At 56.7% G+C, this 24,088-nt stretch carries 23 protein-coding genes and 3 pseudogenes; 18 read left to right on the forward strand and 8 right to left on the reverse strand.

Features of this window, described 5'->3' with window-relative positions; translation table 11 throughout:
- Positions 1-26: 26 nt before the first annotated feature.
- Both ACQY4M_RS13480 and ACQY4M_RS13485 read right to left on the reverse strand, forming a co-directional pair.
- On the reverse strand, positions 27-1,253 hold the full coding sequence (locus tag ACQY4M_RS13480) for an IS256 family transposase (RefSeq protein ID WP_428539582.1): 1,227 nt from the start codon (positions 1,251-1,253) through the stop codon (positions 27-29).
- On the reverse strand, positions 1,250-1,660 hold the full coding sequence (locus tag ACQY4M_RS13485; protein WP_428545006.1) for a hypothetical protein: 411 nt from the start codon (positions 1,658-1,660) through the stop codon (positions 1,250-1,252). Before ACQY4M_RS13485 ends, ACQY4M_RS13480 begins: the two co-directional genes overlap by 4 nt.
- Before the next feature lie 89 nt (positions 1,661-1,749).
- Here ACQY4M_RS13485 and ACQY4M_RS13490 point away from each other — a divergent pair.
- A protein-coding gene (locus ACQY4M_RS13490; RefSeq protein WP_428539245.1) for an IS3 family transposase occupies positions 1,750-2,882 on the forward strand; the annotation gives its coding sequence in 2 pieces (ribosomal slippage) (positions 1,750-2,002 and positions 2,002-2,882; 1,134 coding nt in all).
- 516 nt (positions 2,883-3,398) lie between these two features.
- Here ACQY4M_RS13490 and ACQY4M_RS13495 read toward each other — a convergent pair.
- The 3 genes and pseudogenes from ACQY4M_RS13495 to ACQY4M_RS13505 form a co-directional block, all read right to left on the reverse strand.
- Positions 3,399-4,529, reverse strand: a complete 1,131-nt coding sequence (locus tag ACQY4M_RS13495; RefSeq protein WP_428545008.1) for a saccharopine dehydrogenase family protein — start codon at positions 4,527-4,529, stop codon at positions 3,399-3,401.
- A gap of 12 nt (positions 4,530-4,541) precedes the next feature.
- A complete protein-coding gene (locus ACQY4M_RS13500; RefSeq protein ID WP_428545011.1) occupies positions 4,542-5,597 on the reverse strand; it encodes a saccharopine dehydrogenase in 1,056 nt (351 codons plus the stop codon).
- Between the two features lie 183 nt (positions 5,598-5,780).
- Positions 5,781-5,984 (reverse strand): annotated as a pseudogene (locus ACQY4M_RS13505) (winged helix-turn-helix domain-containing protein); the annotation flags it as partial.
- A 102-nt stretch (positions 5,985-6,086) separates the two neighbouring features.
- On the opposite strand from ACQY4M_RS13505, the gene ACQY4M_RS13510 reads away from it, so the two are divergent.
- Positions 6,087-7,313 carry an IS256 family transposase gene (locus ACQY4M_RS13510; protein WP_428539582.1) on the forward strand — a complete coding sequence of 409 codons (1,227 nt, stop codon included), beginning with the start codon at positions 6,087-6,089 and terminating at the stop codon, positions 7,311-7,313.
- A gap of 89 nt (positions 7,314-7,402) precedes the next feature.
- Here the strand turns inward: ACQY4M_RS13510 and ACQY4M_RS13515 are convergent, their stop codons facing one another.
- Positions 7,403-7,621, reverse strand: a complete 219-nt coding sequence (locus ACQY4M_RS13515; RefSeq protein WP_428545014.1) for a hypothetical protein — start codon at positions 7,619-7,621, stop codon at positions 7,403-7,405.
- A gap of 65 nt (positions 7,622-7,686) precedes the next feature.
- Positions 7,687-8,730 carry an IS5 family transposase gene (locus ACQY4M_RS13520; protein WP_428539227.1) on the reverse strand — a complete coding sequence of 348 codons (1,044 nt, stop codon included), beginning with the start codon at positions 8,728-8,730 and terminating at the stop codon, positions 7,687-7,689.
- Positions 8,731-8,887: 157 nt separating this feature from the next.
- On the opposite strand from ACQY4M_RS13520, the gene ACQY4M_RS13525 reads away from it, so the two are divergent.
- The 9 genes and pseudogenes from ACQY4M_RS13525 (at position 8,888) to istB (ending at position 18,108) form a co-directional block, all read left to right on the forward strand.
- On the forward strand, positions 8,888-9,598 hold the full coding sequence (locus ACQY4M_RS13525) for a hypothetical protein (protein ID WP_428545017.1): 711 nt from the start codon (positions 8,888-8,890) through the stop codon (positions 9,596-9,598).
- A 73-nt stretch (positions 9,599-9,671) separates the two neighbouring features.
- On the forward strand, positions 9,672-10,445 hold the full coding sequence (locus ACQY4M_RS13530; RefSeq protein WP_428545020.1) for a lytic transglycosylase domain-containing protein: 774 nt from the start codon (positions 9,672-9,674) through the stop codon (positions 10,443-10,445).
- Positions 10,446-10,503: 58 nt separating this feature from the next.
- On the forward strand, positions 10,504-12,534 hold the full coding sequence (gene flhA, locus ACQY4M_RS13535) for a flagellar biosynthesis protein FlhA (protein ID WP_428545023.1): 2,031 nt from the start codon (positions 10,504-10,506) through the stop codon (positions 12,532-12,534).
- Positions 12,531-13,310, forward strand: a complete 780-nt coding sequence (locus ACQY4M_RS13540) for a flagellar biosynthetic protein FliR (protein WP_428545026.1) — start codon at positions 12,531-12,533, stop codon at positions 13,308-13,310. The genes flhA and ACQY4M_RS13540 overlap by 4 nt, the downstream gene beginning before the upstream one ends.
- Positions 13,307-14,398 (forward strand): EscU/YscU/HrcU family type III secretion system export apparatus switch protein, encoded by a 1,092-nt coding sequence (locus ACQY4M_RS13545; protein WP_428545029.1) that lies wholly within the window; start codon positions 13,307-13,309, stop codon positions 14,396-14,398. The genes ACQY4M_RS13540 and ACQY4M_RS13545 overlap by 4 nt, the downstream gene beginning before the upstream one ends.
- Positions 14,399-14,779, forward strand: coding sequence for a hypothetical protein (locus tag ACQY4M_RS13550; protein WP_428545032.1), 381 nt, complete (start codon positions 14,399-14,401; stop codon positions 14,777-14,779).
- Between the two features lie 76 nt (positions 14,780-14,855).
- Positions 14,856-15,610 (forward strand): annotated as a pseudogene (locus ACQY4M_RS13555) (IS5 family transposase).
- 270 nt (positions 15,611-15,880) lie between these two features.
- Entirely contained in the window at positions 15,881-17,380 is a 1,500-nt protein-coding gene (gene istA, locus ACQY4M_RS13560; protein WP_428539289.1) for an IS21 family transposase, read from the forward strand.
- Positions 17,377-18,108: an IS21-like element helper ATPase IstB gene (istB, locus tag ACQY4M_RS13565; protein WP_428539322.1), complete on the forward strand. Its 732-nt coding sequence runs from the start codon at positions 17,377-17,379 to the stop codon at positions 18,106-18,108. The genes istA and istB overlap by 4 nt, the downstream gene beginning before the upstream one ends.
- Positions 18,109-18,389: 281 nt before the next feature.
- On the opposite strand, the gene ACQY4M_RS13570 is transcribed toward istB, so the two are convergent.
- Positions 18,390-19,522, reverse strand: a protein-coding gene (locus tag ACQY4M_RS13570; protein WP_428539245.1) for an IS3 family transposase whose coding sequence is annotated in 2 segments (ribosomal slippage) — positions 18,390-19,270 and positions 19,270-19,522 — 1,134 coding nt in all. Because the reading frame shifts where the segments join, the coding sequence is not laid out codon by codon here.
- Between the two features lie 63 nt (positions 19,523-19,585).
- Here ACQY4M_RS13570 and ACQY4M_RS13575 point away from each other — a divergent pair.
- From ACQY4M_RS13575 to ACQY4M_RS13605, 7 genes and pseudogenes are all read left to right on the forward strand, one after another.
- Positions 19,586-19,879: pseudogene (locus ACQY4M_RS13575) on the forward strand (cytochrome D1 domain-containing protein); the annotation flags it as partial.
- 78 nt (positions 19,880-19,957) lie between these two features.
- Complete coding sequence (gene cobA, locus ACQY4M_RS13580; RefSeq protein ID WP_428545035.1) at positions 19,958-20,740, forward strand: uroporphyrinogen-III C-methyltransferase; 783 nt, start codon at positions 19,958-19,960, stop codon at positions 20,738-20,740.
- Positions 20,733-21,041 carry a c-type cytochrome gene (locus ACQY4M_RS13585; protein WP_428545038.1) on the forward strand — a complete coding sequence of 103 codons (309 nt, stop codon included), beginning with the start codon at positions 20,733-20,735 and terminating at the stop codon, positions 21,039-21,041. The genes cobA and ACQY4M_RS13585 overlap by 8 nt, the downstream gene beginning before the upstream one ends.
- Positions 21,038-22,186, forward strand: a complete 1,149-nt coding sequence (locus ACQY4M_RS13590) for a cytochrome D1 domain-containing protein (RefSeq protein ID WP_428545041.1) — start codon at positions 21,038-21,040, stop codon at positions 22,184-22,186. The genes ACQY4M_RS13585 and ACQY4M_RS13590 overlap by 4 nt, the downstream gene beginning before the upstream one ends.
- Positions 22,187-22,188: 2 nt before the next feature.
- Positions 22,189-23,181 (forward strand): AsnC family transcriptional regulator, encoded by a 993-nt coding sequence (locus ACQY4M_RS13595; RefSeq protein ID WP_428545044.1) that lies wholly within the window; start codon positions 22,189-22,191, stop codon positions 23,179-23,181.
- Positions 23,178-23,630 (forward strand): Lrp/AsnC family transcriptional regulator, encoded by a 453-nt coding sequence (locus ACQY4M_RS13600; RefSeq protein ID WP_428545047.1) that lies wholly within the window; start codon positions 23,178-23,180, stop codon positions 23,628-23,630. Before ACQY4M_RS13595 ends, ACQY4M_RS13600 begins: the two co-directional genes overlap by 4 nt.
- A complete protein-coding gene (locus tag ACQY4M_RS13605; protein WP_428545050.1) occupies positions 23,627-24,088 on the forward strand; it encodes an AsnC family transcriptional regulator in 462 nt (153 codons plus the stop codon). The genes ACQY4M_RS13600 and ACQY4M_RS13605 overlap by 4 nt, the downstream gene beginning before the upstream one ends.

Consider the following 24,088-nt stretch of genomic DNA (forward strand, 5'->3'; position numbering starts at 1 on the left):
TCCGAGCGGGTTGAGTTATGCGCCGGTCAGGCGGCTTGGTCAAGGGTTGCGTCGGCGACGGGCTGAGCGAGCGTTTCCCAGCCATCGACCTTTCGCATGACGATCTGCCCCGAGGCCATCAGAGCCCAAAGCAGCATCGGCACGGTCTCGGCGCATGGCAGCACGGTCTGGGTCTTGATGCGGCGGCGGAATTCCTCGTTCAGGCGTTCGATCGCATTTGTCGTTCTGGCCGATTTCCACTGGCCTTGTGGCAGACGCGTGAAGGTGAAAAGCTTATCTCCTGCTTCTTCCAAGCTGTCAGCGACGGCCTTGCATTTCAGCCGCCATTTTCGCAGAAATGCCTTGCGGCGGGTGGCGATTTCCTCGGGTGTTTTGGCGTAGATCATGTCGCGGTAATCTTCTGTCAACTCATCATGCATACGCTTGGGTGCCTTGGCCAGAAGGTTGCGGTGCTTGTGCACCGTGCACCTCTGGATCGGCAGATCTTCACCCCAGAGGGCAATGAGAGCGACCTCAAGTCCCGGTGCCCCGTCCACGATGACAAATTCGGGCCGTTTCAACCCGCGCGCATCCAGATCGTTGATGAACTGACGCCAGGCGGAGGTGCTTTCGCCGCCCATGTTCATCAGTGATAACAAGACCTTCTGCCCATCCCGGCGCACGCCAATCGCGGCCAGAACCGAGATATTGGTGGCCTTCCTGTCAATCCGCGTTTTGATCACGGTGCCGTCCAGGATCAGCCGCACGATGTCTTCATCCGCAAGGCTGCGGGCGCACCACGCCTGCCAGTCCACCTTCACCTTGCGCCAGGCGCGGCTCACCACATCCTTGCTGACCGCCCCCTGAAACAGGCCGAACAGGGCGCGTTTTACCCGCCGTGTGTTGGTGCCCGAAAGGTAGACAGCAGCGATCAGCGCCTCGGCCTTCTTCGTCAGCCGCTGGTAGCGGGGCAATGCCTTCGAGCGCCATTCTCTGGCCTTGCCGGCCTCGCCTGTGATCCGCGCACGCGGCACGCGCACCGTTTCGGTTCCAAATGTTCCGACCAGTTGCCGCTCGCGATGCCCGTGGCGGTATCCGGCCTTTGCCCCGCCGCTGCGGCCATACCGGCAACGGCCCAGAAACTGCTCCAGCTCCTCTTCGAAAACCGCCTCGATCGTCGCGCGGATGTTCTGGCGCAGCCGGTCTTCAATCGGGTCATAGCCTGCTTCATTGGCCAGTAGCGCGGATGTCGATGTTGCTGTATTCTTTGTCATGGCGTGATCTCCTTGGCGGTTCCAGCCGCCGGTTGGGTGGCTTCGATGCACCCGGAGATTACGCCGTCCTCGAATTTCCACCAAACTCGCGACACTACCCGTTCTGAAATTACAATTTCCGGCTCCTCGTCCTCTGGTGGTGGAAGACGAAGTGCAGTTGCCTCATCTTTCTTGATTGACCATGCTTTTCGGTCTTTGTCATCGCCCAACGAGACTTCATCCACACCATCCAGATTTTCCACATGATTTCCTAAACGGGCTACGTGTTCGCGAAGGGGCATATCTTCAAGCATTTTTATTACGTGGGTGGTTGTGATTAGCTTTTCGCCGCCGATCTCGAGGGTTGTTGTTCCATCCTTGTTTTTGACAACCGTATCGGGTCTACGACCTCTCAACCATTTAACCACGCCTAGGAATCCTGCAATTCCCCAGAGGTGGTCGCGGAAATTCGGACCAGTTGTTAAGGTGGATCGACTTATGAGAAAGACGATTCAAAATGACGAAACGAAAGAACCATTCTCCCGAATTCAAAGCCCGCGTTGCGCTTGAAGCAATCCGCGAGGAAATGACGATGGCGGAGCTGTCGAAGAAGTATGGTGTGCATCCAACCCAGATTGGCACATGGAAACGAGCAGCGATTGAAAACATGGCCACGGCATTTTCCAGACGGGGCCGTGATCCTGATCGGGTTGATGAAGCCCAGATTGAGAAGCTGCACTCCAAGATTGGTCAGCTGGTCGTGGAACGGGATTTTTTAGCCAACGCCTCGCAACAGTTGCTCGGGAAGCGAGGCAAAAAATGGTGAGCCGTGAGCATGATCTGAGTGTGCGACGACAATGCGGGCTACTTTCTCTGGCGCGCTCGAACCTGTATTACCAGCCAAAAGGCGAAAGTGCTGAAAATTTGCGGTTCATGACAATAATCGACAAGCAATTCTTGCAGACGCCGTGGTATGGATCACGGCAAATGGCCCGGCACATGCAGCGCCAAGGTTACAAGTGTGGTCGCCACAGGGTCCGCCGTTTGATGCGGCTGATGCGGTTGGTTCCGATCTACCAGACGCCCAACACGAGCAAGAAACATCCGCAGCATAAGATCTACCCGTATCTGCTGCGAGACCTGACGATTGATCGTCCAAACCATGTGTGGTGCGTAGATATCACCTACATTCCGATGCAGCGCGGGTTCCTCTATTTGGTCGCGATCATGGACTGGCACAGCCGCAAGGTTTTGAGCTGGAGATTGTCAAACAGCATGGAGGCAGATTTTTGCGTTGAAGCCCTGAAAGAGGCTATGGCCAAATACGGCAAGCCCGATATCATGAACAGCGACCAGGGCAGCCAGTTCACCGGGTTTGAATGGACGCAGGCGCTGAAAGAAGCCGACGTGAAAATCTCGATGGATGGCAAAGGTCGCTGGGTCGATAACCGGATGATCGAGCGGCTTTGGCGATCCTTGAAATACGAATGCATTTACCTCAACGCATTTGAAACGGGTTCGCAGACCCGCGCCGGGATCGGGAAATGGTTGGCTTACTACAACACCGAGCGCCCGCATTCCACCCACGGAATATTGACCCCGGATGAAGCCTATGACAGAAAAACAAAACCAATGAGTTTGGCAGCCTAAATGAAACCCTGATCCATCTTAAACTGGCTGCTGACTGGTCAAAAAAGTGGGACCACCTCTCCCCTAACGCAATCGTCCCCCCTTTAATGACAAGATCAAGCAATTGATTTGCCGCAACTACCCTCTCAGGATTGTCTTTTACTGAGTCCAAAAGGCCAAGAAACTGATCCACAATGGAGACGTCCAAGACCAGTTGAACAAGGAAACTACCACGTTCGTTGGCGCGAACCATCACTCGCGCTTCTGCATGTTGATCGTTTACTACCTCGTTGGCACGTCGCAGAACATCGGACATGGTCAGAAGGAATGGCGCAAGGTCTGCGACGTCCATTTCACCTTCAATGTTTGAGCCTTCAAAAGCGACCATAAATGAGGATTTTGTCATTCAATAATTCCTTCAAAGGCTCCTATATGCTTATTGCCACAAAGTTTAGTCTTTGTGAATCCCCTTCACTTTTTATGTATGCCAGAAAGGATTTTTATGTGCCCAGTAGTACATTTGATTTAGACAGTTTCTTACCCCACATGCTCCACCACCTGCAAAAGCTGCGCCAGCCGGTCCACTTCTCTCAGCCAGTTTTGTACCAGTTTCGGATCACTCGGTGCGGCGGATACACCGGCGGGGATTTGGCGGTTTAACACGGCCTCGACTGCCAGTGAAACCGGAACCGACACCAGCCGCGCCATTGCGGTGCCGCGGGCATCGCCATAGGCGTCCATCACATAGGTTTTGTGGTAGACGGGGGTGCCGTTTGCCTCGGCTTTCAGCCCCACACACATAATCACGCGGTCGGGGTCGTCTTCGACATAGGCGTTATCGGCCCAGAATTGATCCGACATTTCTTTCAGGCGGGCGTCTGTGGCGGTTTCGATTTCTGTGAATACATCGGTCCACGCATCGGCCCAGCCGTTCAGGCGCAGGGTGCCGCGCACGAATTCCTTGACCTGCCACGCGGGGTCAAAGTGGTATTGCGCCATGAAGGGGAGGGAATCGCGGTTCGGATAAACCTCGAAAGTTTCCGGTTGCGATAGCGGCGCGCCGTAGCTGGTGATTGCGTCCCACGGGCGGGCGACATCCAGCGGGGCGTAATCGCGGATGGATTTGGAGGGCGAGCGCAGGGCCTTGAGCACCCCCAGCGGCGACCAGCTGAATTTATAGCGGAACGGGTTAGGGTGTTTGGGGACACCACCGCAATAGGAAATGAACGAGATGTGGTTGCCCGCGTCATAGGTGGGTGAGGCAAGGTAATCGGCCACCAGCCAATGCGCCATCAGATGATCAATACCGGGGTCCAGACCGACTTCGTTCACCAGTGCCACACCGGCATCCCGCGCGGCCATATCAAGCGCGCGCATTTCGGGGGCGATATAGCTGGAGGAGACGAAATTCGCACCCTTTTCGATGCATAATTCTGCCAGCGGAACATGCCAGTCACCGGGCAGCATGGACACCACGACGTCACCGGATTGCACTTCGGCGGTCAGGGCCTCGATTGTGAAGGCATTGATGCGGCGGGTCAGATCGCCCACGGCATCTTCGGCTTTTTCAACCGTGCGGTTCCAGACGGTGACTTCATAGCCCGCTTTGATAAGGCGTCGCAGGCCGGGGATGGCGGATAGGCCGGTGCCGCACCAGTGGATTGTCATGGTCGTGATCCCTTACAAATTAGCGATATGGCTGTCGAATGTGGCCTTGGCACGGCCCCATACTCCGGTGTCCAGAGTGCCAAGGGTCAGCAGGCTTGGCAAGAGTTGCGCGGCGTAATCCTGTGAGGATTCCACCGGCAGCATCGAGGGAAGGTTGTCGATGGCAGTCACGTCCAACGGCGGGTTGTCGGCCACGCGCAGGGCAGGTTCATCCCATGTGGTGGTGTGATCGTAAACCTTGATCGGGGAAAAATCGCTGTCAGGGTCGCAGGCCACATCACCGATTACGGTCAGTTTGCGTGGATCGGTTTTGGCGGATGCGGGCACAAAGACCGGCGTGCCGGGGCTGGCAAAGATGCTGTTGACGAACATGTCATGTTGCAGGATTTCGGGGAAGGGGCCACCGGATGCCGTTTCGGCCATGTCCCATTTGGTGGTGGCAACATCCATCGCCGCACACAGGTCGGATGCGCCCGAGCCAACGCGGCCCAGAGCACCGATAACGATGGCGGTGGGGCGCGGGGCGCCTGTGGCGTCAAGTGTGGTTTTCAGATCGTCCAGCAGGGCGTCTTTGTCTTTGTAAACGCCAACGGGTCCGCAAATTTCGCTGTGTTGTTGCGCAGCCCAGCATTTCAGTGAAACGGCGGCACCGGCGAAACCGGCCCAATAGCCAAAGGCGGCCACACGGCGGCCGTTTTCATCCACCAGATATTCCAGATCATATAGGATGCCGTCCCCGGCCTTGAACCGTTGTAGCAGGATCTGCCCCGATGGCTGGCCTTTGTAAGCGTGGCCGAACAGAATGTGGCGGTGCGGTAGGGGGGTGCCGTCCTCGGGCAGTTCCTTGAGGCCGAAAATGACCGCGTCCTGCGGGGCGTCGGGCCATGTGTTTTCAGCAGCGATCTTGCAACCGGCGGCGATATATCCGTCAATCGGTATGGCGCGCACATGGCTTTCTTCCACGGTGACGCGGATGCCTGCATCAATCAAGGCCTTGGCCCCTTCGGGCGTTAAGCCAACGCGTTCTTCGTTTGGCCGTTGCTCGGCCCGGACCCAAAGGTGTGTCATGGGGAATCTCCTGCATATCTGTCAGGGAAAATCAGTAGAGGAAGCGGGGCAGGGTGCCAATGGGGTAGTTTAGCGGAGTTGCTGTGCAACGCTCTATATCTCGCTGACGCTCGGGGACGGGGGCTGTCTGCCCCCCTTGCCTGACGGCAATTCCCCCCGAAGGTATTTACGGCAAGAAGAAGATCAGTCCCAGATCACGTCACCCAGAAAAATATACCCTGCGCCGTAGATGGTTTTGATCAGGCGGGGGTTTTTGGGATCTTCGCGCAGTTTGGTGCGCAGACGCGAGATGCGAACGTCCATGGCGCGATCGAAACTATCGCCGGCGGTGCCGCCAAGGGTTTCCTGCATCTGGGCGCGTGATATCAGTCGCTTGGGGCTGTCGAGAACGGTAGTGTCGCGAGTTTGGTGGAAATTCGAGGACGGCGTAATCTCCGGGTGCATCGAAGCCACCCAACCGGCGGCTGGAACCGCCAAGGAGATCACGCCATGACAAAGAATACAGCAACATCGACATCCGCGCTACTGGCCAATGAAGCAGGCTATGACCCGATTGAAGACCGGCTGCGCCAGAACATCCGCGCGACGATCGAGGCGGTTTTCGAAGAGGAGCTGGAGCAGTTTCTGGGCCGTTGCCGGTATGGCCGCAGCGGCGGGGCAAAGGCCGGATACCGCCACGGGCATCGCGAGCGGCAACTGGTCGGAACATTTGGAACCGAAACGGTGCGCGTGCCGCGTGCGCGGATCACAGGCGAGGCCGGCAAGGCCAGAGAATGGCGCTCGAAGGCATTGCCCCGCTACCAGCGGCTGACGAAGAAGGCCGAGGCGCTGATCGCTGCTGTCTACCTTTCGGGCACCAACACACGGCGGGTAAAACGCGCCCTGTTCGGCCTGTTTCAGGGGGCGGTCAGCAAGGATGTGGTGAGCCGCGCCTGGCGCAAGGTGAAGGTGGACTGGCAGGCGTGGTGCGCCCGCAGCCTTGCGGATGAAGACATCGTGCGGCTGATCCTGGACGGCACCGTGATCAAAACGCGGATTGACAGGAAGGCCACCAATATCTCGGTTCTGGCCGCGATTGGCGTGCGCCGGGATGGGCAGAAGGTCTTGTTATCACTGATGAACATGGGCGGCGAAAGCACCTCCGCCTGGCGTCAGTTCATCAACGATCTGGATGCGCGCGGGTTGAAACGGCCCGAATTTGTCATCGTGGACGGGGCACCGGGACTTGAGGTCGCTCTCATTGCCCTCTGGGGTGAAGATCTGCCGATCCAGAGGTGCACGGTGCACAAGCACCGCAACCTTCTGGCCAAGGCACCCAAGCGTATGCATGATGAGTTGACAGAAGATTACCGCGACATGATCTACGCCAAAACACCCGAGGAAATCGCCACCCGCCGCAAGGCATTTCTGCGAAAATGGCGGCTGAAATGCAAGGCCGTCGCTGACAGCTTGGAAGAAGCAGGAGATAAGCTTTTCACCTTCACGCGTCTGCCACAAGGCCAGTGGAAATCGGCCAGAACGACAAATGCGATCGAACGCCTGAACGAGGAATTCCGCCGCCGCATCAAGACCCAGACCGTGCTGCCATGCGCCGAGACCGTGCCGATGCTGCTTTGGGCTCTGATGGCCTCGGGGCAGATCGTCATGCGAAAGGTCGATGGCTGGGAAACGCTCGCTCAGCCCGTCGCCGACGCAACCCTTGACCAAGCCGCCTGACCGGCGCATAACTCAACCCGCTCGGAGGTGCCTGAAATCAATTTCCACCACTTTCGAGACACAACCCATTTTGAGCAAGAACGCGGACATCACGATACAGCGGAACAAACGCTTGAAGAGATTGCAACAGATAATAACGCCGTTGCACTTAAAGCTTTGATCAAACTTTTGGAGGCAAAAGCAGAGCGAAAATCGCAAGTGTCGGACGAGATAATGACAACAGGGAACCTCTGTAAATTCCCGTTTTCGCCTTCTTCGCGGCGGGGTGGACGGTTTTTCGCCTGTCCCGCCTGATTGCTTCGGATCATAAACCCATTTTCACCGGTTTCAAGCCGGTTTTGGGTATTTCAGGCACACCTCACCCCATGAACCCTTATCCCGGCGCCGCCAGGCCGCATTCGAACTGGACGAAGCGCTTCATGTTGTAGACCAGGTTCATCATCCCGATGCGAAATCGCGCCCGCTTCAGGCCGATGGAGCGGATCAGCTTGCCGCCCATGGAGCGCTCCTGAAAAGCGAATACATGCTCGACCCGGACCCGCACTTTCGAGCGCCTCCGGTTGGCCTTTTGCTGGCGCTCGCCAAGCGGCTTGCCGCGCCTGCCCTTGTGATGGATATGGCTGTGAAGCCCCCGCTCTTCCAGCTCGCTTTCGATCTTTTGCGAGCGATAGGCGCTGTCGGCCCACAGGTCCGATGAGGTGTTGCTCGCATCAATCAGACCGGCAAGCGCCTGGCTGTCATGCACGGCGGCATCGGTGACATCATAAGCGCGGATGAATTTGTGCCGCCGGTCGACATTGATGTGGTTCTTGTAGCCGTAATAGCTCTTGCCGTGCTTCTTCGTCCAGCGCGCATCCACGTCCTTCTGGCGCTTCTTGTGGGGTTTTTCCTCCCACTCTTCAGGCGTTTCGCCCGCCTTGATTTTCTCGTTCTCGTCCCTTTTGTTGTGCTGGCGCGGCGCCGGAACGATGCTCGCATCAACAATCTGCCCGCCCATCGCCAGATAGCCCTTTTCGCGCAGAAAGGCATCGAACTTGTCAAACAGCTCCTTCATCTTCCCGGCCCCGGCCAGCCTTTCACGGTAGGCCCAGATGGTCTTGGCGTCAGGTACGCTGTCTTCAATGCCAAGGCCGAGAAACCGCATGAACGACAGGCGGTCGCGGATCTGATACTCGATCTGATCGTCAGAGAGGTTGTAGAGCTGCTGCAAAACCATCGTCTTGAATATCAGCACCTCATCCCAAGGCGGGCGGCCAGCGTTGGATTTGCGCTGTTCGGGCGGCGTGCGCCATATGGCCTTCAGCTCGTCCCGGTAATCCTCGAACGGCACCATGTCGTTGAGCAACACCAGCGGATCACCAGATTTGTCCAGTCCCGCGTATCGGCTGGAAAGATCAAAAAATCCCATCTGACCCATGACAAAACCCCGTCGGTCGAATCATTTTCATCCTGATGACGATTCTACCCCGTCAGGCCGGATTTTGGGGGATTTTTAGAGGTTCCCAACAGCAGAATCGTATCTGTTCGAGCAAAGAACAACTTCGGATGGGGCAAAGCTATTACGATCCCTAACCTTGATTTACGCGCAATCCGGCAATCTGGATGTTGCATTAAGCAACTTACGTGAAGCCAATACAAATGCCTATATCAATGAAAAGGTGCAGCTGTGGGCCGAAGTCCTGACAGCTGCAACAAATTCGGCATCTGATGAAGCATTTCTAAAGTTTATCTTCGCTGCCCACAAGGATGTTTCAAAACTGGATATCCCCCGTGCAACCCGACAGGCCGTCGCAAAGAGAGTGCTGGATCTTGGGTTTTCCAAACGGGCAATGGATATTTTAAACGCCCCCATGCCCCCATCAGATACAGACAGATTGATCATGGCCAGAGCGGCCCTTCTGGATGGTAGGGCTGACGAGGTTGAAAGCTTGCTTGAGAAGGTCTCGGGGGACGAGGCGGTAAATTTGCGGGCGCAGGCATTCGAGAATTTGGGATCCTATGATAAAGCTGCGGCGGCCTATGCGGAAATCTCGGATTACGACAGCCAAAAATCAGCTGTCTGGCAGGCGGGTGATTGGCAAAGTCTACAACAAATCGGCACGGAACCGGAAAAATCACTTGCCAGATCAATGGTTTTGGATTCGCAAATCGTCGATGCAGATCCGGCAATGTCAGAGCAAGTACTGACAGTTGATGCTTCTTTGATTGAGGAAAGCGGAAATTTCCGCCAGTCGATCGAGACATTGATAAAGGATTATCCCGCTTCTTTGTCAGTAGGTGACTAATTCCACTTTTACTTACCTTTTCTAAAGGCTTGTTGCGTAGCCTGCTGTGGAAAGAACAGCAAGAATTGTGATAATGGCTAGAATTGCCTTCAAAAGAAAAACCGGTATGCGGATTAGAACCTCTTTGGTCATCCGATTTGTCATATTGACTGTGGCCGGACTGACTGTATCGGTTTATCCGCTGCGTGCCGCGCAGGATCTGTCGCAGATCTGTGATCAAGCCGCTGCTTATGCGGCAAGGGAAACGGGTGTTCCGCTTTCTGTATTGCAGGCAATATCCCTAAACGAAACCGGACGAAAGCGCGGTGGCACAATGCGCCCCTGGCCCTGGACGGTGAATATGGAAGGTAAAGGCGTCTGGTTCGATACCGAAGATGAGGCGCGCGCGTTTGTTTACCAGAATTACAAGCGTGGGGCGCGTAGCTTTGATGTTGGCTGCTTCCAGATAAATTATAAATGGCACGGACAAGCCTTTGCCTCGATTGAAGAGATGTTCAAGCCGCGTCCCAATGCTTTGTATGCCGCAAAATTCTTGCTGGAATTGTATCGGGAAAAAGGCGATTGGGGCAGTGCGGCTGGCGCCTATCATTCCCGCACACCGAAATACGCTGAAAAATACGAGGTGAGGTTCAACCGGTACCGCAAAGAGCTAATAGGGAATGATGCCCCGCAAACGGATGTACAACTGGTCTATGCTGAACCGCAGCCTGCACCGGCTATTGTCAGGATCAACAAATATCCATTGTTGCAGTCAAACAGCACGACGCGCACGCTTGGTTCACTTGTTCCGTTGGGAAATGCGCAATCGGTCACGCGGTTGATTATTGTGGCACAAACCGATGGATAATCCGCAACACCTTATCTTAAGGATATTCCAGCCAACCATTCTGTTGGCGCTGGTCCTGATGGCAATCATCGTGATGATGATCCTGCCTATGCCCTCCTGGGTGTTGGATGTGGGACTTGCGGCATCCTTTGCGCTGGCAATCCTGATGTTTACCATAACGTTATTCATCGACAGGCCACTGGAATTCTCGGCCTTTCCAACGGTGCTTCTGGCCTCGTTAATGCTGCGTCTTTCGCTGAACGTGTCCTCGACCAAACTGATCATCGGTCAGGGGCATACCGGCACTGGTGCTGCTGGAAACGTGATCGAAGGGTTCGCCAATTTCGTAATGGGCGGCAGCGTTTTCATGGGGCTTGTGGTGTTTGGTGTGTTGATCATCGTGAATTTCATCGTCATCACCAAGGGCGCGGCGCGCATGGCCGAAGTCGGGGCGCGGTTTGCGCTGGACGGAATGCCGGGTAAACAGTTGGCAATTGACAGTGATATGTCAGCGGGTGCGATTGATCATGCCGAAGCCAAGGCGCGGCGGGAGAGGGAACAGGCGGAAACCACATTCTTTGGTTCACTTGACGGGGCCTCGAAATTTGTCAAAGGCGATGCAGTGGCGGGTCTGCTGATCACCCTGTTGAACCTTGTAATGGGGTTGATCATGGGGGTGGCCGTCCATGGGATGCCGATTGGCGAAGCATTCAAGACTTACTCAATCCTGACTGTTGGTGATGGCTTGGTCTCGCAAATTCCTGCTGTGATCATATCAATTGCTTCGGCCCTGTTGCTGTCGCGGGGTGGCACAAAAGGATCGGTCGATCTGGAACTCGTGGCGCAACTGGGCCGTTACCCGCCAGCCCTTGCAACCGTGGCCGTTCTAATGGCGTTGTTCGCGCTGGTACCCGGCTTGCCGTTTCTACCATTCATCATTGGCGCATTGGTTTTGGGGGCAGCTGCTTGGTCGGTTCATCGCACGGCCAAACGCAAAGAAATTCTGGCACAAAACACGGTCGCCACCGATGATCTGCAGCCCAGTAAGACGCCCATTGGTGATCTGCTGGATCTGGATGATATCCATGTAGAATTCGCACCCGATCTGGTTAGTATGGTGCTTGATCCTGCCACGGGGCTGGACGCGCGGATTGCCAATATGCGCACCCATGTGGCCACGGCTTTCGGGCTTATTCTGCCGGAAATTCGCCTGACGGATGATGCGTCCCTGCCTGCAGGAACATATGTCATCAAGGTTCAGGGGGTCGAACAGGTACGTGACCGCCTGTTCCCGGATCGCGCGTTGGCATTGCTGCCCGAAGGACCGGATGTTCTGCCCGCAGGCGAAGACGTAAGCGAGCCTGTTTACGGCGCGCCCGCCCGCTGGATCACAAATAACGCACAAGAAGAGGCTGCCCTGTCCGGTGTTACGATCGTCTCGGCAACAGAGGTTCTGGCGACGCATCTGCTTGAAGTGATTAAACAGAACTTCCCACGGCTGCTGACGTTAAAAGCCTTGCGCCGGTTGCTGGATGAGTTCGTTAACCTGTCGGATGATGAACGGGCGCAGGCAAATCGTCGGATGCTGGACGAGTTGGTACCGGATAAGGTGCCGGTGGACCTGTTGTTAACCATTATGCGGATGTTGTTGGAGGAACGGGTTTCAATCCGCAATCTACCGCTGATTCTGGAAGCAACCGCCGAGGCCCGCCAGATGTATCAACAGGCCGAGGCGATGTGTGAACATGTCCGCCAACGGCTGGGGTTCCAATTGGTCGCAGAGTTAAAGCGCGATAATGGTACGATCCCCCTGATCCAGCTGGCACCAGAGTGGGAACAGGCCTTTAACACCTACCAGATCGAAGGCGAACGCGGGCAGGGGGATGTGGCCCTGCCACCCGAGGAATTCAACCGGTTGGCAAATGGTGTGGCCGAAAAACTGGCCAAAGCCTCGGAAACCGGCATTTACCCCGCCATCGCCGCCCCCCGCCACCGCCGCCGGTTTTTACGCACGGTTCTTTCTGCCAAGGGTATCACCAATCCGGTTTTATCATTCGAGGAAATCGGGACCGAAGCGCGGCCATCTCTTGTCGGTCTGGTGCCCGCATGAACGCGGCCCTGTCGGATTTTCTGACCTTCGCACAGGACGGTTTGTTGATAGGCTTCATCGTTTTCTTGCGGGTCGGGGCGGCAATGGCGCTGCTTCCGGCCTTTGGCGAAAGTTCGGTTCCGCAACGTGTCCGCTTGGGGTTGGCATTGGGATTTACCGCCATCGTAATGCCTGCAGTTGCCGCACAGATCGAGCCACTGGCTGAACACCAAAAAGGTATTCCAATTTTGCTGGCGACAGAAACACTGGCAGGGTTGGCGCTGGGAATTGCCCTGCGCCTGTTTGTTCTGGCTTTGCAAATGGCGGGTTCCATTGCTGCACAGGCCACATCCTTGTCACAAGTTTTCGGTGGCGCAGGGATCGAACCGCAACCAGCGATTGGCCACCTTTTGGTTTTCGGCGGCCTTGCGCTTGCCGTGATGACAGGTCTGCACGTCCGCATTGCCGAGGTTCTGATCCTGTCCTACAATGTCTTGACGCCGGGCCAATTTCCGGGTGCATCAATTCTGGGTGATTGGGGAGTGGGGCAAATAGCACAAGCGTTTTCGCTGGCCTTCACTTTGGCAGCCCCGTTCATCATCGCATCCCTGATCTACAATGTGGCGCTGGGTGTAATTAACCGCGCAATGCCCCAGCTGATGGTGGCTTTCGTCGGCGCGCCAGCCATAACTGCAGGGGCGTTGATTATGATGTTTCTGGTTATGCCGCTGATGTTGACGGTCTGGTCTGATGCCCTGCAACAATTTTTGCAAAACCCGTTCGGAGGGCCGAAATGAGCGATGGTTCCCAAGACGATGACAAGCAACATGAACCGACCCAGAAAAAACTGGATGACGCCCGAAAACGAGGCGAGATTGCAAAGTCGAGCGACCTGAACACGGCTGCGTCCTATGGCGGGATTCTGTTGGTTGCGATGGCTATGGGGGCAGCAACACTTCCGCAATTTGCTCAGCTGTTGGCCAATATGGTTGGAAATGCAGACCGTATATCAACAGTATTTTTTCGCGACAGTGCCCATCCTGTTTCGGGGGGTGTTTTTCAAGGGTTGATCGTGACCATTGGCCCGTGGTTCCTGTTACCGGTATTGCTTGTTATCCTGTCCATCCTTGTCCAGCGCAGTTTTGTTGTGGCGCCTGATAAACTGATCCCGAAACTATCACGCATTTCGATCCTGTCGAATGCAAAAAACAAGTTCGGCCGCAGCGGGTTGTTTGAGTTTGGTAAAAGCTTTTTCAAACTGATGATCTATTCACTGGTTCTGGCGTTTTTCCTTAAGGGTAAAATGCTGGAAATCATGGGAACAGTGCATTTGCCGCCCGCAATGATAACCACCGTTTTGTCACGACTGTTGGTAGAATTTCTGTCGGTGGTGTTGATGATTGCGCTGGGGATCGGTGCTGTGGATTTCATGTGGCAAAAAGCCGAACACACGCGGCGCAACATGATGTCGCGTAAGGAAATGACGGACGAGGCCAAGCAAAGCGAGGGCGATCCGCATGTCAAACAGCAACGTCGCCAAAAGGGGTATGCAATTGCGATGAACCAGATGCTGGCCGATGTTCCTGATGCCAGTGTGGTTGTCGTAAACCCGACGCATTACGCGGTGGCCCTGAAATGGGATCGATCAGCCGGGATGGCGCCAGTCTGTGTGGCCAAAGGTGTGGATGAAATCGCCGCCCGGATTCGCGAAGCCGCAAATGAGGCCGGTGTGCCGATCCATCGTGATCCACCTACAGCCCGTGCACTGTTTGCAACGGTCGAAATCGGGCAGGAAATTCCGCCGGACCATTATCAGGCTGTGGCGGCTGCAATCCGGTTTGCCGAGGAACTGCGCAAAAAGGTTGCTGGGAAAAGGGGGCAGTAGATGGAGAAACAACTGGTGGCCCTGCGCAACCTGACCGGCTTGGTTCTGGATGCTGAAAGGATGAAGTTGCAACAAATTATTAAGGCAGAACAAGACCTGGCCGAACAGGTTGCCGAACTGGATCGCGAAAGCACTAAAAGGGCAGCGCAACTGCTGGCCAAAGGCGGTATGGATACTGCCCTTTTGGCGGGCGCGGATTTGCGCTGGCAAAACTGGGTGCAACAACAAAAACGCGCGCTGAACACCCGCCGTTCTGCAATCTTGGCAAAGCAGGAAGAGCAGCGGTTAAAAGCACAAAAAGCGTTTGGACAAGCCGAGGCCGTGGGCCGTTTGCTGGAAAAGTCCGCAGAAGAGGCACGGATGAAATCCGGGCGGGCCTAGGGTTAAAACCCAATCAACCTGTTGATTTTGCGATATGTGTCTGATTCACTGCGGGAAAACGAGCCGGAGGTGGATGATGACGGAAGGGTTTTGGCTCTCGGATCAAGCGTGGGCGGCGATCAAACCGCTGTTGCCGCACAATCAACCGGGCGCGCGCAGGAAAGATGACCGACGGGTGATCAGCGGGATCATCCATGTTCTGAAGTCGGGCTGTCGCTGGAAGGACTGCCCGCGCGAATACGGCCCGCCGACGACCATCTACAACCGGTTCAACCGCTGGAGCCGGCGTGGACTGTGGCAGAAGATTTTCGCGGAGTTGGTCGGACAGGCGGAAATCCCACACGAACTGAGTATCGATTCCACTGCCGTTCGGGCGCATCGCTCGGCGCATGGCGGAAAAGGGGGGCGAAGATTCACTGCATCGGGCGCTCGCGTGGCGGGCCCACGACGAAAATACACGCGTTGACAGATGGTTACGGGCGCATTGCCGCGTTCAGTCTGACCCCCGGAAACATTGCCGACATCTCGGCTGCCCCTGCTCTGCTGGCAACCATGCCCGCACCACGCCGCCTGCTCGGCGACCGGGGCTATGATGCAAACAGCCTGCGCGCAACTCTTGCGCGGGCCGGAACAGAGGCCGTCATCCCCTCCACCCGATCCCGAAAACGCCCCATCCCCCATGATGTGCAGGCTTATCGCGCTCGCAACCTGATCGAACGCGCCTTCTGCCGCCTCAAGGATTTCCGCCGCATTGCCACCCGCTATGACAAACTGGCTCAAAACTTCCTGTCAGCCGTCGCTATCGCTGCCTTTATCCTGTGGTGGAATTGATTGAGTCTCGACCCTAGGGCGGTGTCCCGACCCTAGCTTTGAATATCCTGGCGGACAATATCATTGATCAGGATGTCCTGAACAACAGGGCCAGCCACCTTTTGCGCGACTTCATATAGGGAATCCCGTAGCACGACCATTTTGTTGCTGTTGGTGTGAATCGGCGTGCAAAACTGACCCACTTGGGTGGGTTATGAGCGAGTAAAATTGACCCACCTGTTTCGTTAACATCCGCGCAAAATTGTGCGGAGGAAAGAGCAGGTGATATTGATGGAAAGCGTATCGAAGATCCGGCGCTGGGTGCTGGTTGAAGGGCGCAGCATCCGGTCTGTGGCGCGGGCGACGGGACTGTCGCGGAACACGATCAAGAAGTATTTGAAGGACGAGAATCCGCCGAGCTACCAGCGCCATGCGCCGCCAGTTCGGCACAAACTGTGCAATGGGTTTGATCTTCGGCTGCAGGAACTGTTTGATCAGGACTCGAGGCGACCACGCCGGGAGCGGCGGACGGCCCAGAAGCTATACGAGCAGCTTGTGGCAGAGGGCTATACCGGGTCCTATTCGCCGGTTCAGCGTTTTGTTCGTGAGTTGAAGCGCGCCGGGGCCTGTTCGGGAGATGCGTTTATCCCGCTGCATTTTGCGGCGGGTGACGCGCTGCAATTTGACTGGAGCGAAGAACGGGTCGTACTGGGTGGTGTCGAGCAGAAGGTGAAGGTCGCTCATTTCCGCCTGTGTCACAGCCGCAAGCCTTTCGTGATTGCCTATCCCGGTGAAGCCCAGGAGATGGTGCTGGATGCTTTCGTGCAGGCGCTGTCCTTTTACGGAGGCGTTCCGCGCAGGGTGATCATCGACAACCCCAAGACCATGGTGACCTACGTTTCGCGCTCGAAGGAGCGGATATTCCATCCCCGGTTCCTGGCCTTGATGAACCACTATGTGATGGAGCCGGTGGCCTGCACGCCCGCTGCGGGCTGGGAGAAGGGACAGGTCGAGAACCAGGTCCAGTTCTTGCGGGGCCGGTTGTTCGTTCCCGAACCGGCCTTTGATGATCTCGAGGCGCTGAACGCGTGGCTGCGTCTGCGTTGCGAAGATCTGGCAGAGCGTCCCCATCCCGAGCAGCAGGATCGCACGATTACCGAAGTGTTCGAAGACGAGCGCGCCGAACTGCGCCCCCTGGGTCGGGCCTTCGACGGCTACGTGGAAAAGACCGTCCGTGTCCGCTCCACCTGCCTGGTTCAATATGCCAGCAATCGCTACAGCGTGCCCTCCCGCTTTGCCGGGCATCATGTGTCGCTACGCGCCTATGCCGGCCGGATCGTGGTGGTCTCCGGTCAGGATGTGATTGCCGAGCACAGGCGTCATTTTACCCGCAATATCAGCTATTTCGAGCCCTGGCATTACGTTCCCCTGCTGGACCGCAAGCCTGGTGCCCTGCGCAATGGCGCCCCCTTTGTGGGCTGGGAACTGCCCGAGGCCATGCATCGGATCAGGGAACATTACATGGCTGGTAAAGGCGGGGATCGGGAGTTCGTCGACCTGCTCCTGCTGGCACAGGATCACGGGATCGAGGTGGTCGAGACGGCCTGCAATCTGGCGGTGGCACAAAACACCCTGCGGCTGCCCGCCATCATCAATCTGATCAACCAGTTGGTGGAACCGGTCATCACACCGCTCAGCGATGCCTGCGCTTATCCGCAGCTGACCTTGCGGCCCGAAGCCGATTGCAAACGCTATGAGACCCTGTGCTCGGCTGAGGAGGTTGCCGTATGAATGCCTTGATCGACCAACTGACAGCCCTCAGGTTGCATGGAATGGCAGCTTGCGCCCATGATCTGCTGTCCGCGCGCAAGCCGCCAAGTCTGACCACAGCGATAAGGCAACTGATCGACGCCGAGACTGTAGAGCGCCGGGTGCGCTCCATCCAGTATCAAATGAGGGTTGCGAAGTTCCCCCATCACAAGGACTTCGCCACCTTCGATTACAGCGCCGCCGCCCTCACCCAGGCCCAGATCGAACCATTCTGCACCGGCCAGTTCACAGAGGAGGCCCATAACCTCATCCTGGTGGGCGGAACCGGCACGGGCAAAACCCACATCGCCATCGCGCTGGGAACGACGCTGATCAACAACGGCAAGAAGGCGCGCTTCTTCAACGCCGTCGATCTGATCAACGCCCTGATCAAGGAACAGGCCGACGGCAATGCAGGGAAGATCATCCGGCAGCTCTCGGCTTTGGACTGCGTCATCATCGACGAGCTGGGCTACATCCCGTTTCCCAAATCCGGTGGCGCGTTGCTCTTCCATCTGATCAGCAAGCTCTACGAGAAGACCAGCATCATCATCACAACCAACCTTGAGTTCGGTGAATGGGTCTCGGTCTTCGGGGATGCCAAGATGACAACCGCCCTTCTGGATCGCGTCACTCATCACTGCAACATCATCGAAACCGGCAATACCTCATACCGGTTCGCCCAGAGTAAACGCCGTAGAAAAAACTAGCCGTTCCGCAAGCAAAGCCCCCAGACGGACTCGCTACATGAAGGCGGCCCGACTGGGGGCTTTGCGCCACAAAGGGGGGGGCAAATTTAAATGCCGAAACCGGGTCAGTTTTAAATGCTCATTGACAGCCAGCCGGAAATTTTCATTCTGATCTCCGACGGCTGTTTCAAACTGCCGCTCTTTGAAAGCCGTGGTAATTTTGGAACCAAAGTCGCTTAATCAGAGGTGGTCCCACTTTTTTGACCAGTCAGCAGCCAGTTTAAGATGGATCAGGGTTTCATTTAGGCTGCCAAACTCATTGGTTTTGTTTTTCTGTCATAGGCTTCATCCGGGGTCAATATTCCGTGGGTGGAATGCGGGCGCTCGGTGTTGTAGTAAGCCAACCATTTCCCGATCCCGGCGCGGGTCTGCGAACCCGTTTCAAATGCGTTGAGGTAAATGCATTCGTATTTCAAGGATCGCCAAAGCCGCTCGATCATCCGGTTATCGACCCAGCGACCTTTGCCATCCATCGAGATTTTCACGTCGGCTTCTTTCAGCGCCTGCGTCCATTCAAACCCGGTGAACTGGCTGCCCTGGTCGCTGTTCATGATATCGGGCTTGCCGTATTTGGCCATAGCCTCTTTCAGGGCTTCAACGCAAAAATCTGCCTCCATGCTGTTTGACAATCTCCAGCTCAAAACCTTGCGGCTGTGCCAGTCCATGATCGCGACCAAATAGAGGAACCCGCGCTGCATCGGAATGTAGGTGATATCTACGCACCACACATGGTTTGGACGATCAATCGTCAGGTCTCGCAGCAGATACGGGTAGATCTTATGCTGCGGATGTTTCTTGCTCGTGTTGGGCGTCTGGTAGATCGGAACCAACCGCATCAGCCGCATCAAACGGCGGACCCTGTGGCGACCACACTTGTAACCTTGGCGCTGCATGTGCCGGGCCATTTGCCGTGATCCATACCACGGCGTCTGCAAGAATTGCTTGTCGATTATTGTCATGAACCGCAAATTTTCAGCACTTTCGCCTTTTGGCTGGTAATACAGGTTCGAGCGCGCCAGAGAAAGTAGCCCGCATTGTCGTCGCACACTCAGATCATGCTCACGGCTCACCATTTTTTGCCTCGCTTCCCGAGCAACTGTTGCGAGGCGTTGGCTAAAAAATCCCGTTCCACGACCAGCTGACCAATCTTGGAGTGCAGCTTCTCAATCTGGGCTTCATCAACCCGATCAGGATCACGGCCCCGTCTGGAAAATGCCGTGGCCATGTTTTCAATCGCTGCTCGTTTCCATGTGCCAATCTGGGTTGGATGCACACCATACTTCTTCGACAGCTCCGCCATCGTCATTTCCTCGCGGATTGCTTCAAGCGCAACGCGGGCTTTGAATTCGGGAGAATGGTTCTTTCGTTTCGTCATTTTGAATCGTCTTTCTCATAAGTCGATCCACCTTAACAACTGGTCCGAATTTCCGCGACCACCTCTGTCGCAGTCTTTAACGTCAACGAACTGGATCAAGAAGAGCCAGCATTCAAAACTCTCCCCATCGCTCAGTGGGCTGACATCAAAGAAGGTCAGCCACGTGTTGTTCAAGGTGAATACAACATGGCGGGCGACGAAATCTGGTTCTCGGTCTGGAATTCCAAGGACAAGGAATCGGCCATCGTCGTGGTTGATGACAAAACGTTGGAACTGAAACATGTGATCAAAGACCCGCGTCTGATCACACCAACCGGCAAATTCAACGTCTACAACACACGTAACGACGTTTACTAAACACTGTCGGAGGGGGCTGTTGCGACGGCCCTCTCCCCCTCTTGGTTTTTCACAGCCTTTCAAGAGCGGAGCGCACGCATGTCATTTCCTGCAACTGTCTATCTGGTTGGCGCAGGGCCGGGGGATCCCGACCTGTTGACCATCAAGGCGCTGCGCCTGATCCAGGCTGCAGACGTGGTGGTTTATGACCGGCTGGTGTCAAAGGAAATCATGGCGCTGGTGCCGGATGCCGCATCGCTGATCTCGGTCGGGAAGGCCCCGAAACACCACACCGTTCCACAGGAACGTATCAATGAAATTCTGACTGAGCAGGCGCTCGCTGGCCGCATGGTCGTGCGCCTGAAAGGGGGCGATCCGCTGATCTTTGGTCGCGGCTCTGAAGAGGCAATATATTTGCGCGCCCAAGGCATCCCCATTGAATATGTGCCCGGCATTACGGCGGCGCAGGGCGCATCCGCCACGACCGGCATCCCGTTGACCCATCGTGGTGTGGCCGACAGTGTGCGCTATGTCACCGGCCACCGCGCCAAGGACAAGCCGCTTGATCTGGACTGGGCCAGCCTTGCCGATGCCGACAGTACGCTTGTGGTTTATATGGGCGCTGCAAACATAGCCGAGATCAGCCACAACCTGATGCTGTTCGGCCTGTCCCCCGATACCCTCGTGATGGCCATTTCATCGGCCACCACCCCCAATGAAACCCGCCTTGTTACCGATCTCGGGCAGATAGAGCAGCAGATAAAGCAGGCTGATATGTCAGCCCCGATGCTTTTCATTATTGGTCGGGTCGTTTCGCTTAGGCCCGAGCAGGCGGTATCACTGGCAACCCAATATCAACCAGCCGAGGCCGCCCATGCGTAGCCTACTGTTGTTTCTGATCCTGGCCACAACCGCCAGCGCAGCCGAGGTTTCATCGCCCCGCGCGACCGAGTTGCGCCATCTGGTCGAGCAGGATTGCGGTGCCTGCCACGGCATGACCCGCAAGGGCGGCCTTGGCCCCGACATCCGTGCGCAAACGCTGGAAGGGCGCGATGCCGAAGGGCTGGCACAGATCATCAAGGACGGCATCCCCGATACCGCCATGCCCCCGTGGGGGCCGTTGCTGGCCGATCAGGATATCAACTGGATTGCCCAATACCTGTTGGAGGACACCGAGGAATGAAACGTCTGTTTGCCCTGCTGATCACCTTGTTTGTCGCCCTGCCTGCGTTTGCGGAAACGGTTTACAAAGCCACGGGCGATCTGGGGCTGATTGTTGAACGCGCCACGGGGTCACTGGTGGTGATTGATCGTTCCGAACACGCTGCAATTGGCCGGATCGAGGGGCTGGGTGATCTGAGTCACGCCAGCCTTGTCTATTCGCCTGACGAACAGTTCGCCTATGTGTTCGGACGTGATGGCGGGCTGACCAAGGTCGATATCCTGACGCAAAAGATTGTCAAACGGGTGATGCAGGCCGGAAACTCGATCGGGGGTGCGATTTCGGATGATGGAAGGCTGGTAGCCGTGTCGAACTATGAACCGGGTGGTGTGCGGGTGTTTGACGCCGATACATTGGAAATGGTGGCCGATATTCCCACGGGTGCGAAAACCATCGGGCTGGTCGATATTCCTGGGCGCCGGTTTGTATTTACCATGTGGGAAAGCGGCGAAACATGGATTGCCGATCTGTCGGGCGATCTGAAACTGACCAAGCTGACCGGCATCGGCAAGAACCCCTATGACGGGCTGGTCACGCCGGATGGGCGCACCTATATCACCGGCCTGTTTGGCGAAGATGGCATGACCGCGATTGACCTGTGGCAAAACCCGCCCGTCCCGCAACACATCCTGCCCCATTACGGCAAGGGCGAGGCCAAACTGCCGGTTTACAAGATGCCCCACCTCGAGGGCTGGGCACTGGCCGGTGACCGATTTGTGCTGCCTGCTGTTGGCCATCACGAAGTGCTGTGGGTTGACAGCCGCAGCCTGAAAGAAGTCGGTCGCACCCAGACCTATGGCCAGCCGATCTTTGCCGTAGCGCGGCCTGACGGGCGCTATGTCTGGGTGAATTTTGCGCATCCGTTAAATGACCGCGTGCAGGTAATCGACACGCTGACCGGCAAGGTGGTCAAGGAAATCGCCACCGGCCCCGCCACCCTGCACATGGAATTTGCCCCGCGCGGGAACGAGGTGTGGATCTCGGTTCGGGATGAAAACAAGGTGAAGATATACGATACCCGCACCTATGAACAAATCGGCGAAATCGAGGCGCAAAGCCCCTCGGGTATCTTTTTCACCGCACGCGCACACAGGACGGGGCTATAGATATGGCTCACACACCCGATCCGGTTGACCAACGCCTGCTTGATGAATGGCAAAGGGACCTCCCACTGGTATCCCGCCCTTTTGCCAGCATCGGGCAGGTGCTTGGTCTTGACGAGGATCAGGTAATCACGCGCCTTGACCGGTTGAAAGCGGCGGGCGCAATCAGCCGGATCGGCGCCACCATCCGCCCCAACACAATTGCCGCCAGCACATTGGCCGCCATCGCGGTGCCGGAAAAGCGGATCAAGGATATAGCGGCGATTGTTGGGGCCGAAGAAGGCGTGAACCATTCCTATCTGCGGGAACACCGGTTGAACCTGTGGTTTGTTGCCACCGCACCGGATGACGGGACGTTAAAGGCATCCCTGAAACGGATCGAGGCCCGTTGCGGTTTGCCGGTGCACAGCTTTCCCTTGCTGCGGGCGTTCAACATTGATCTGGGGTTCAGTCTGGAAAATCCCAAGGCGCACAAACCTGATCAAGGCCTGCGCAAAACCCTTTCGCTGGACGGTATTGACCGGCTGATCATGCAGGCGCTGACGCAGGGATTGCGGCTGGTTTCGCATCCTTTTACCGCGCTGGCCGATGATCTGGGCCTGTCCGAAGCCGTGGTGCTGAACCGCATCCGCCGCCTGTCGGATGCCGGATATCTGACCCGTGTCGGGGTAATCCTGCGGCATCGTGCGCTGGGCTGGCGGTCAAACGCGATGGTGGTATGGCAGGTGCCGGTCGAGCGGATCATTCCGGCGGGCAAGGCCCTGGCCGCGCTGCCCGGTGTGACACTGTGTTACCAGCGCCAGACGGTTCCCGATGTCTGGCCCTATACCCTGTTTTGCATGATCCACGCCCGCAGCCGCCACGAGGCCATGGACACCCTGACCCGCGCCACCGCTTTGCCCGAACTGAAGGGTGTAACGCACGAGGTTCTGTTTTCCACCCATTGTTTCAAGCAAACCGGCGCGATGATTGCCCACAGCAAGGAGGCGGCGCAATGACTGCTCTGGACGATACAGACCGCCGCATTCTGAACCGGCTGCAAGAGGGGTTCCCGATCACCCCGCACCCCTTTGCCGATGTGGCTGCCGAACTGGGACTGGAGGAGGGTGAGCTGATCACCCGCCTGACCCGCCTGAAGGAAACCCGCGCCATCACCCGTTTTGGCCCCTTTTATGACGCCGCCGCGATGGGCGGGGCGTTCTGCCTGTGCGCGATGCAGGTGCCTGCGGGCGACTTTGACCGCGTCGCCGATCTGGTCAACGCCCACCCCGAGGTTGCGCATAATTACGAGCGCGACCATGCGCTGAACATGTGGTTCGTGCTGGCCACGGAAACCGGGGCAGGGATTGGTGAGGTGGCAAAACGGATCGAGGAACAAACCAGCCTGACGGTTCTGCAATTCCCCAAGGAACATGAATTCTTCATCGGCTTTCGGGTGGCGGCATGAGGATTGATGCCACAGACCGTCGGTTGATCAAAGCCACCCAATCCGGCCTGCCGCTGGTGCCAGCACCTTATGCTGAAATCGCAACTGGTCTAGGGCTGGACGAGGCCGAAGTCATGACACGCCTGCAAGCGATGCAGGACAGTGGTGTGATCCGTCGCATCGCTGTGGCCCCGAACCATTATGCGCTGGGCATGGCAGCCAACGGCATGACGGTCTGGGATGTTAAGAACGCCACCGCGCTGGACCTCGGTGCACAAATCGGCGCGCTTGATTTCGTCAGCCATTGCTACCTGCGCCCCCGTGCGTTGCCCGACTGGCCCTATAATCTGTTTGCCATGGTGCATGGCAAAACCCGCGCCGAAATTCGCGCCTTGCTGGGGGATGCGTTGCGTAGCGACGACATTCTCTATTCCACCCGAATTCTGAAAAAAACCGGCCTGCGGCTGGGGAAAGGTTAG

Origin of the sequence: Profundibacter sp. (genome assembly GCF_965277155.1) — a bacterium.
Lineage (GTDB): Bacteria > Pseudomonadota > Alphaproteobacteria > Rhodobacterales > Rhodobacteraceae > Profundibacter.

Excerpts from the sequence above, each read along its gene's own strand:
- ACQY4M_RS13540 (WP_428545026.1), top strand. The coding sequence starts at position 12,531 with ATGAACGCGGCCCTGTCGGATTTTCTGACCTTCGCACAGGACGGTTTG.
- ACQY4M_RS13600 (WP_428545047.1), top strand. The coding sequence starts at position 23,178 with ATGACTGCTCTGGACGATACAGACCGCCGCATTCTGAACCGGCTGCAA.
- ACQY4M_RS13500 (WP_428545011.1), bottom strand. The coding sequence starts at position 5,597 with ATGACACACCTTTGGGTCCGGGCCGAGCAACGGCCAAACGAAGAACGC.
- ACQY4M_RS13585 (WP_428545038.1), top strand. The coding sequence starts at position 20,733 with ATGCGTAGCCTACTGTTGTTTCTGATCCTGGCCACAACCGCCAGCGCA.
- ACQY4M_RS13605 (WP_428545050.1), top strand. The coding sequence starts at position 23,627 with ATGAGGATTGATGCCACAGACCGTCGGTTGATCAAAGCCACCCAATCC.
- ACQY4M_RS13545 (WP_428545029.1), top strand. The coding sequence starts at position 13,307 with ATGAGCGATGGTTCCCAAGACGATGACAAGCAACATGAACCGACCCAG.
- ACQY4M_RS13520 (WP_428539227.1), bottom strand. The coding sequence starts at position 8,730 with ATGGGTCAGATGGGATTTTTTGATCTTTCCAGCCGATACGCGGGACTG.
- ACQY4M_RS13495 (WP_428545008.1), bottom strand. The coding sequence starts at position 4,529 with ATGACAATCCACTGGTGCGGCACCGGCCTATCCGCCATCCCCGGCCTG.
- ACQY4M_RS13590 (WP_428545041.1), top strand. The coding sequence starts at position 21,038 with ATGAAACGTCTGTTTGCCCTGCTGATCACCTTGTTTGTCGCCCTGCCT.
- ACQY4M_RS13550 (WP_428545032.1), top strand. The coding sequence starts at position 14,399 with ATGGAGAAACAACTGGTGGCCCTGCGCAACCTGACCGGCTTGGTTCTG.
- istA (WP_428539289.1), top strand. The coding sequence starts at position 15,881 with ATGGAAAGCGTATCGAAGATCCGGCGCTGGGTGCTGGTTGAAGGGCGC.
- ACQY4M_RS13530 (WP_428545020.1), top strand. The coding sequence starts at position 9,672 with ATGGCTAGAATTGCCTTCAAAAGAAAAACCGGTATGCGGATTAGAACC.
- ACQY4M_RS13480 (WP_428539582.1), bottom strand. The coding sequence starts at position 1,253 with ATGACAAAGAATACAGCAACATCGACATCCGCGCTACTGGCCAATGAA.
- flhA (WP_428545023.1), top strand. The coding sequence starts at position 10,504 with ATGGCAATCATCGTGATGATGATCCTGCCTATGCCCTCCTGGGTGTTG.
- ACQY4M_RS13515 (WP_428545014.1), bottom strand. The coding sequence starts at position 7,621 with ATGATCCGAAGCAATCAGGCGGGACAGGCGAAAAACCGTCCACCCCGC.
- istB (WP_428539322.1), top strand. The coding sequence starts at position 17,377 with ATGAATGCCTTGATCGACCAACTGACAGCCCTCAGGTTGCATGGAATG.
- cobA (WP_428545035.1), top strand. The coding sequence starts at position 19,958 with ATGTCATTTCCTGCAACTGTCTATCTGGTTGGCGCAGGGCCGGGGGAT.
- ACQY4M_RS13595 (WP_428545044.1), top strand. The coding sequence starts at position 22,189 with ATGGCTCACACACCCGATCCGGTTGACCAACGCCTGCTTGATGAATGG.
- ACQY4M_RS13510 (WP_428539582.1), top strand. The coding sequence starts at position 6,087 with ATGACAAAGAATACAGCAACATCGACATCCGCGCTACTGGCCAATGAA.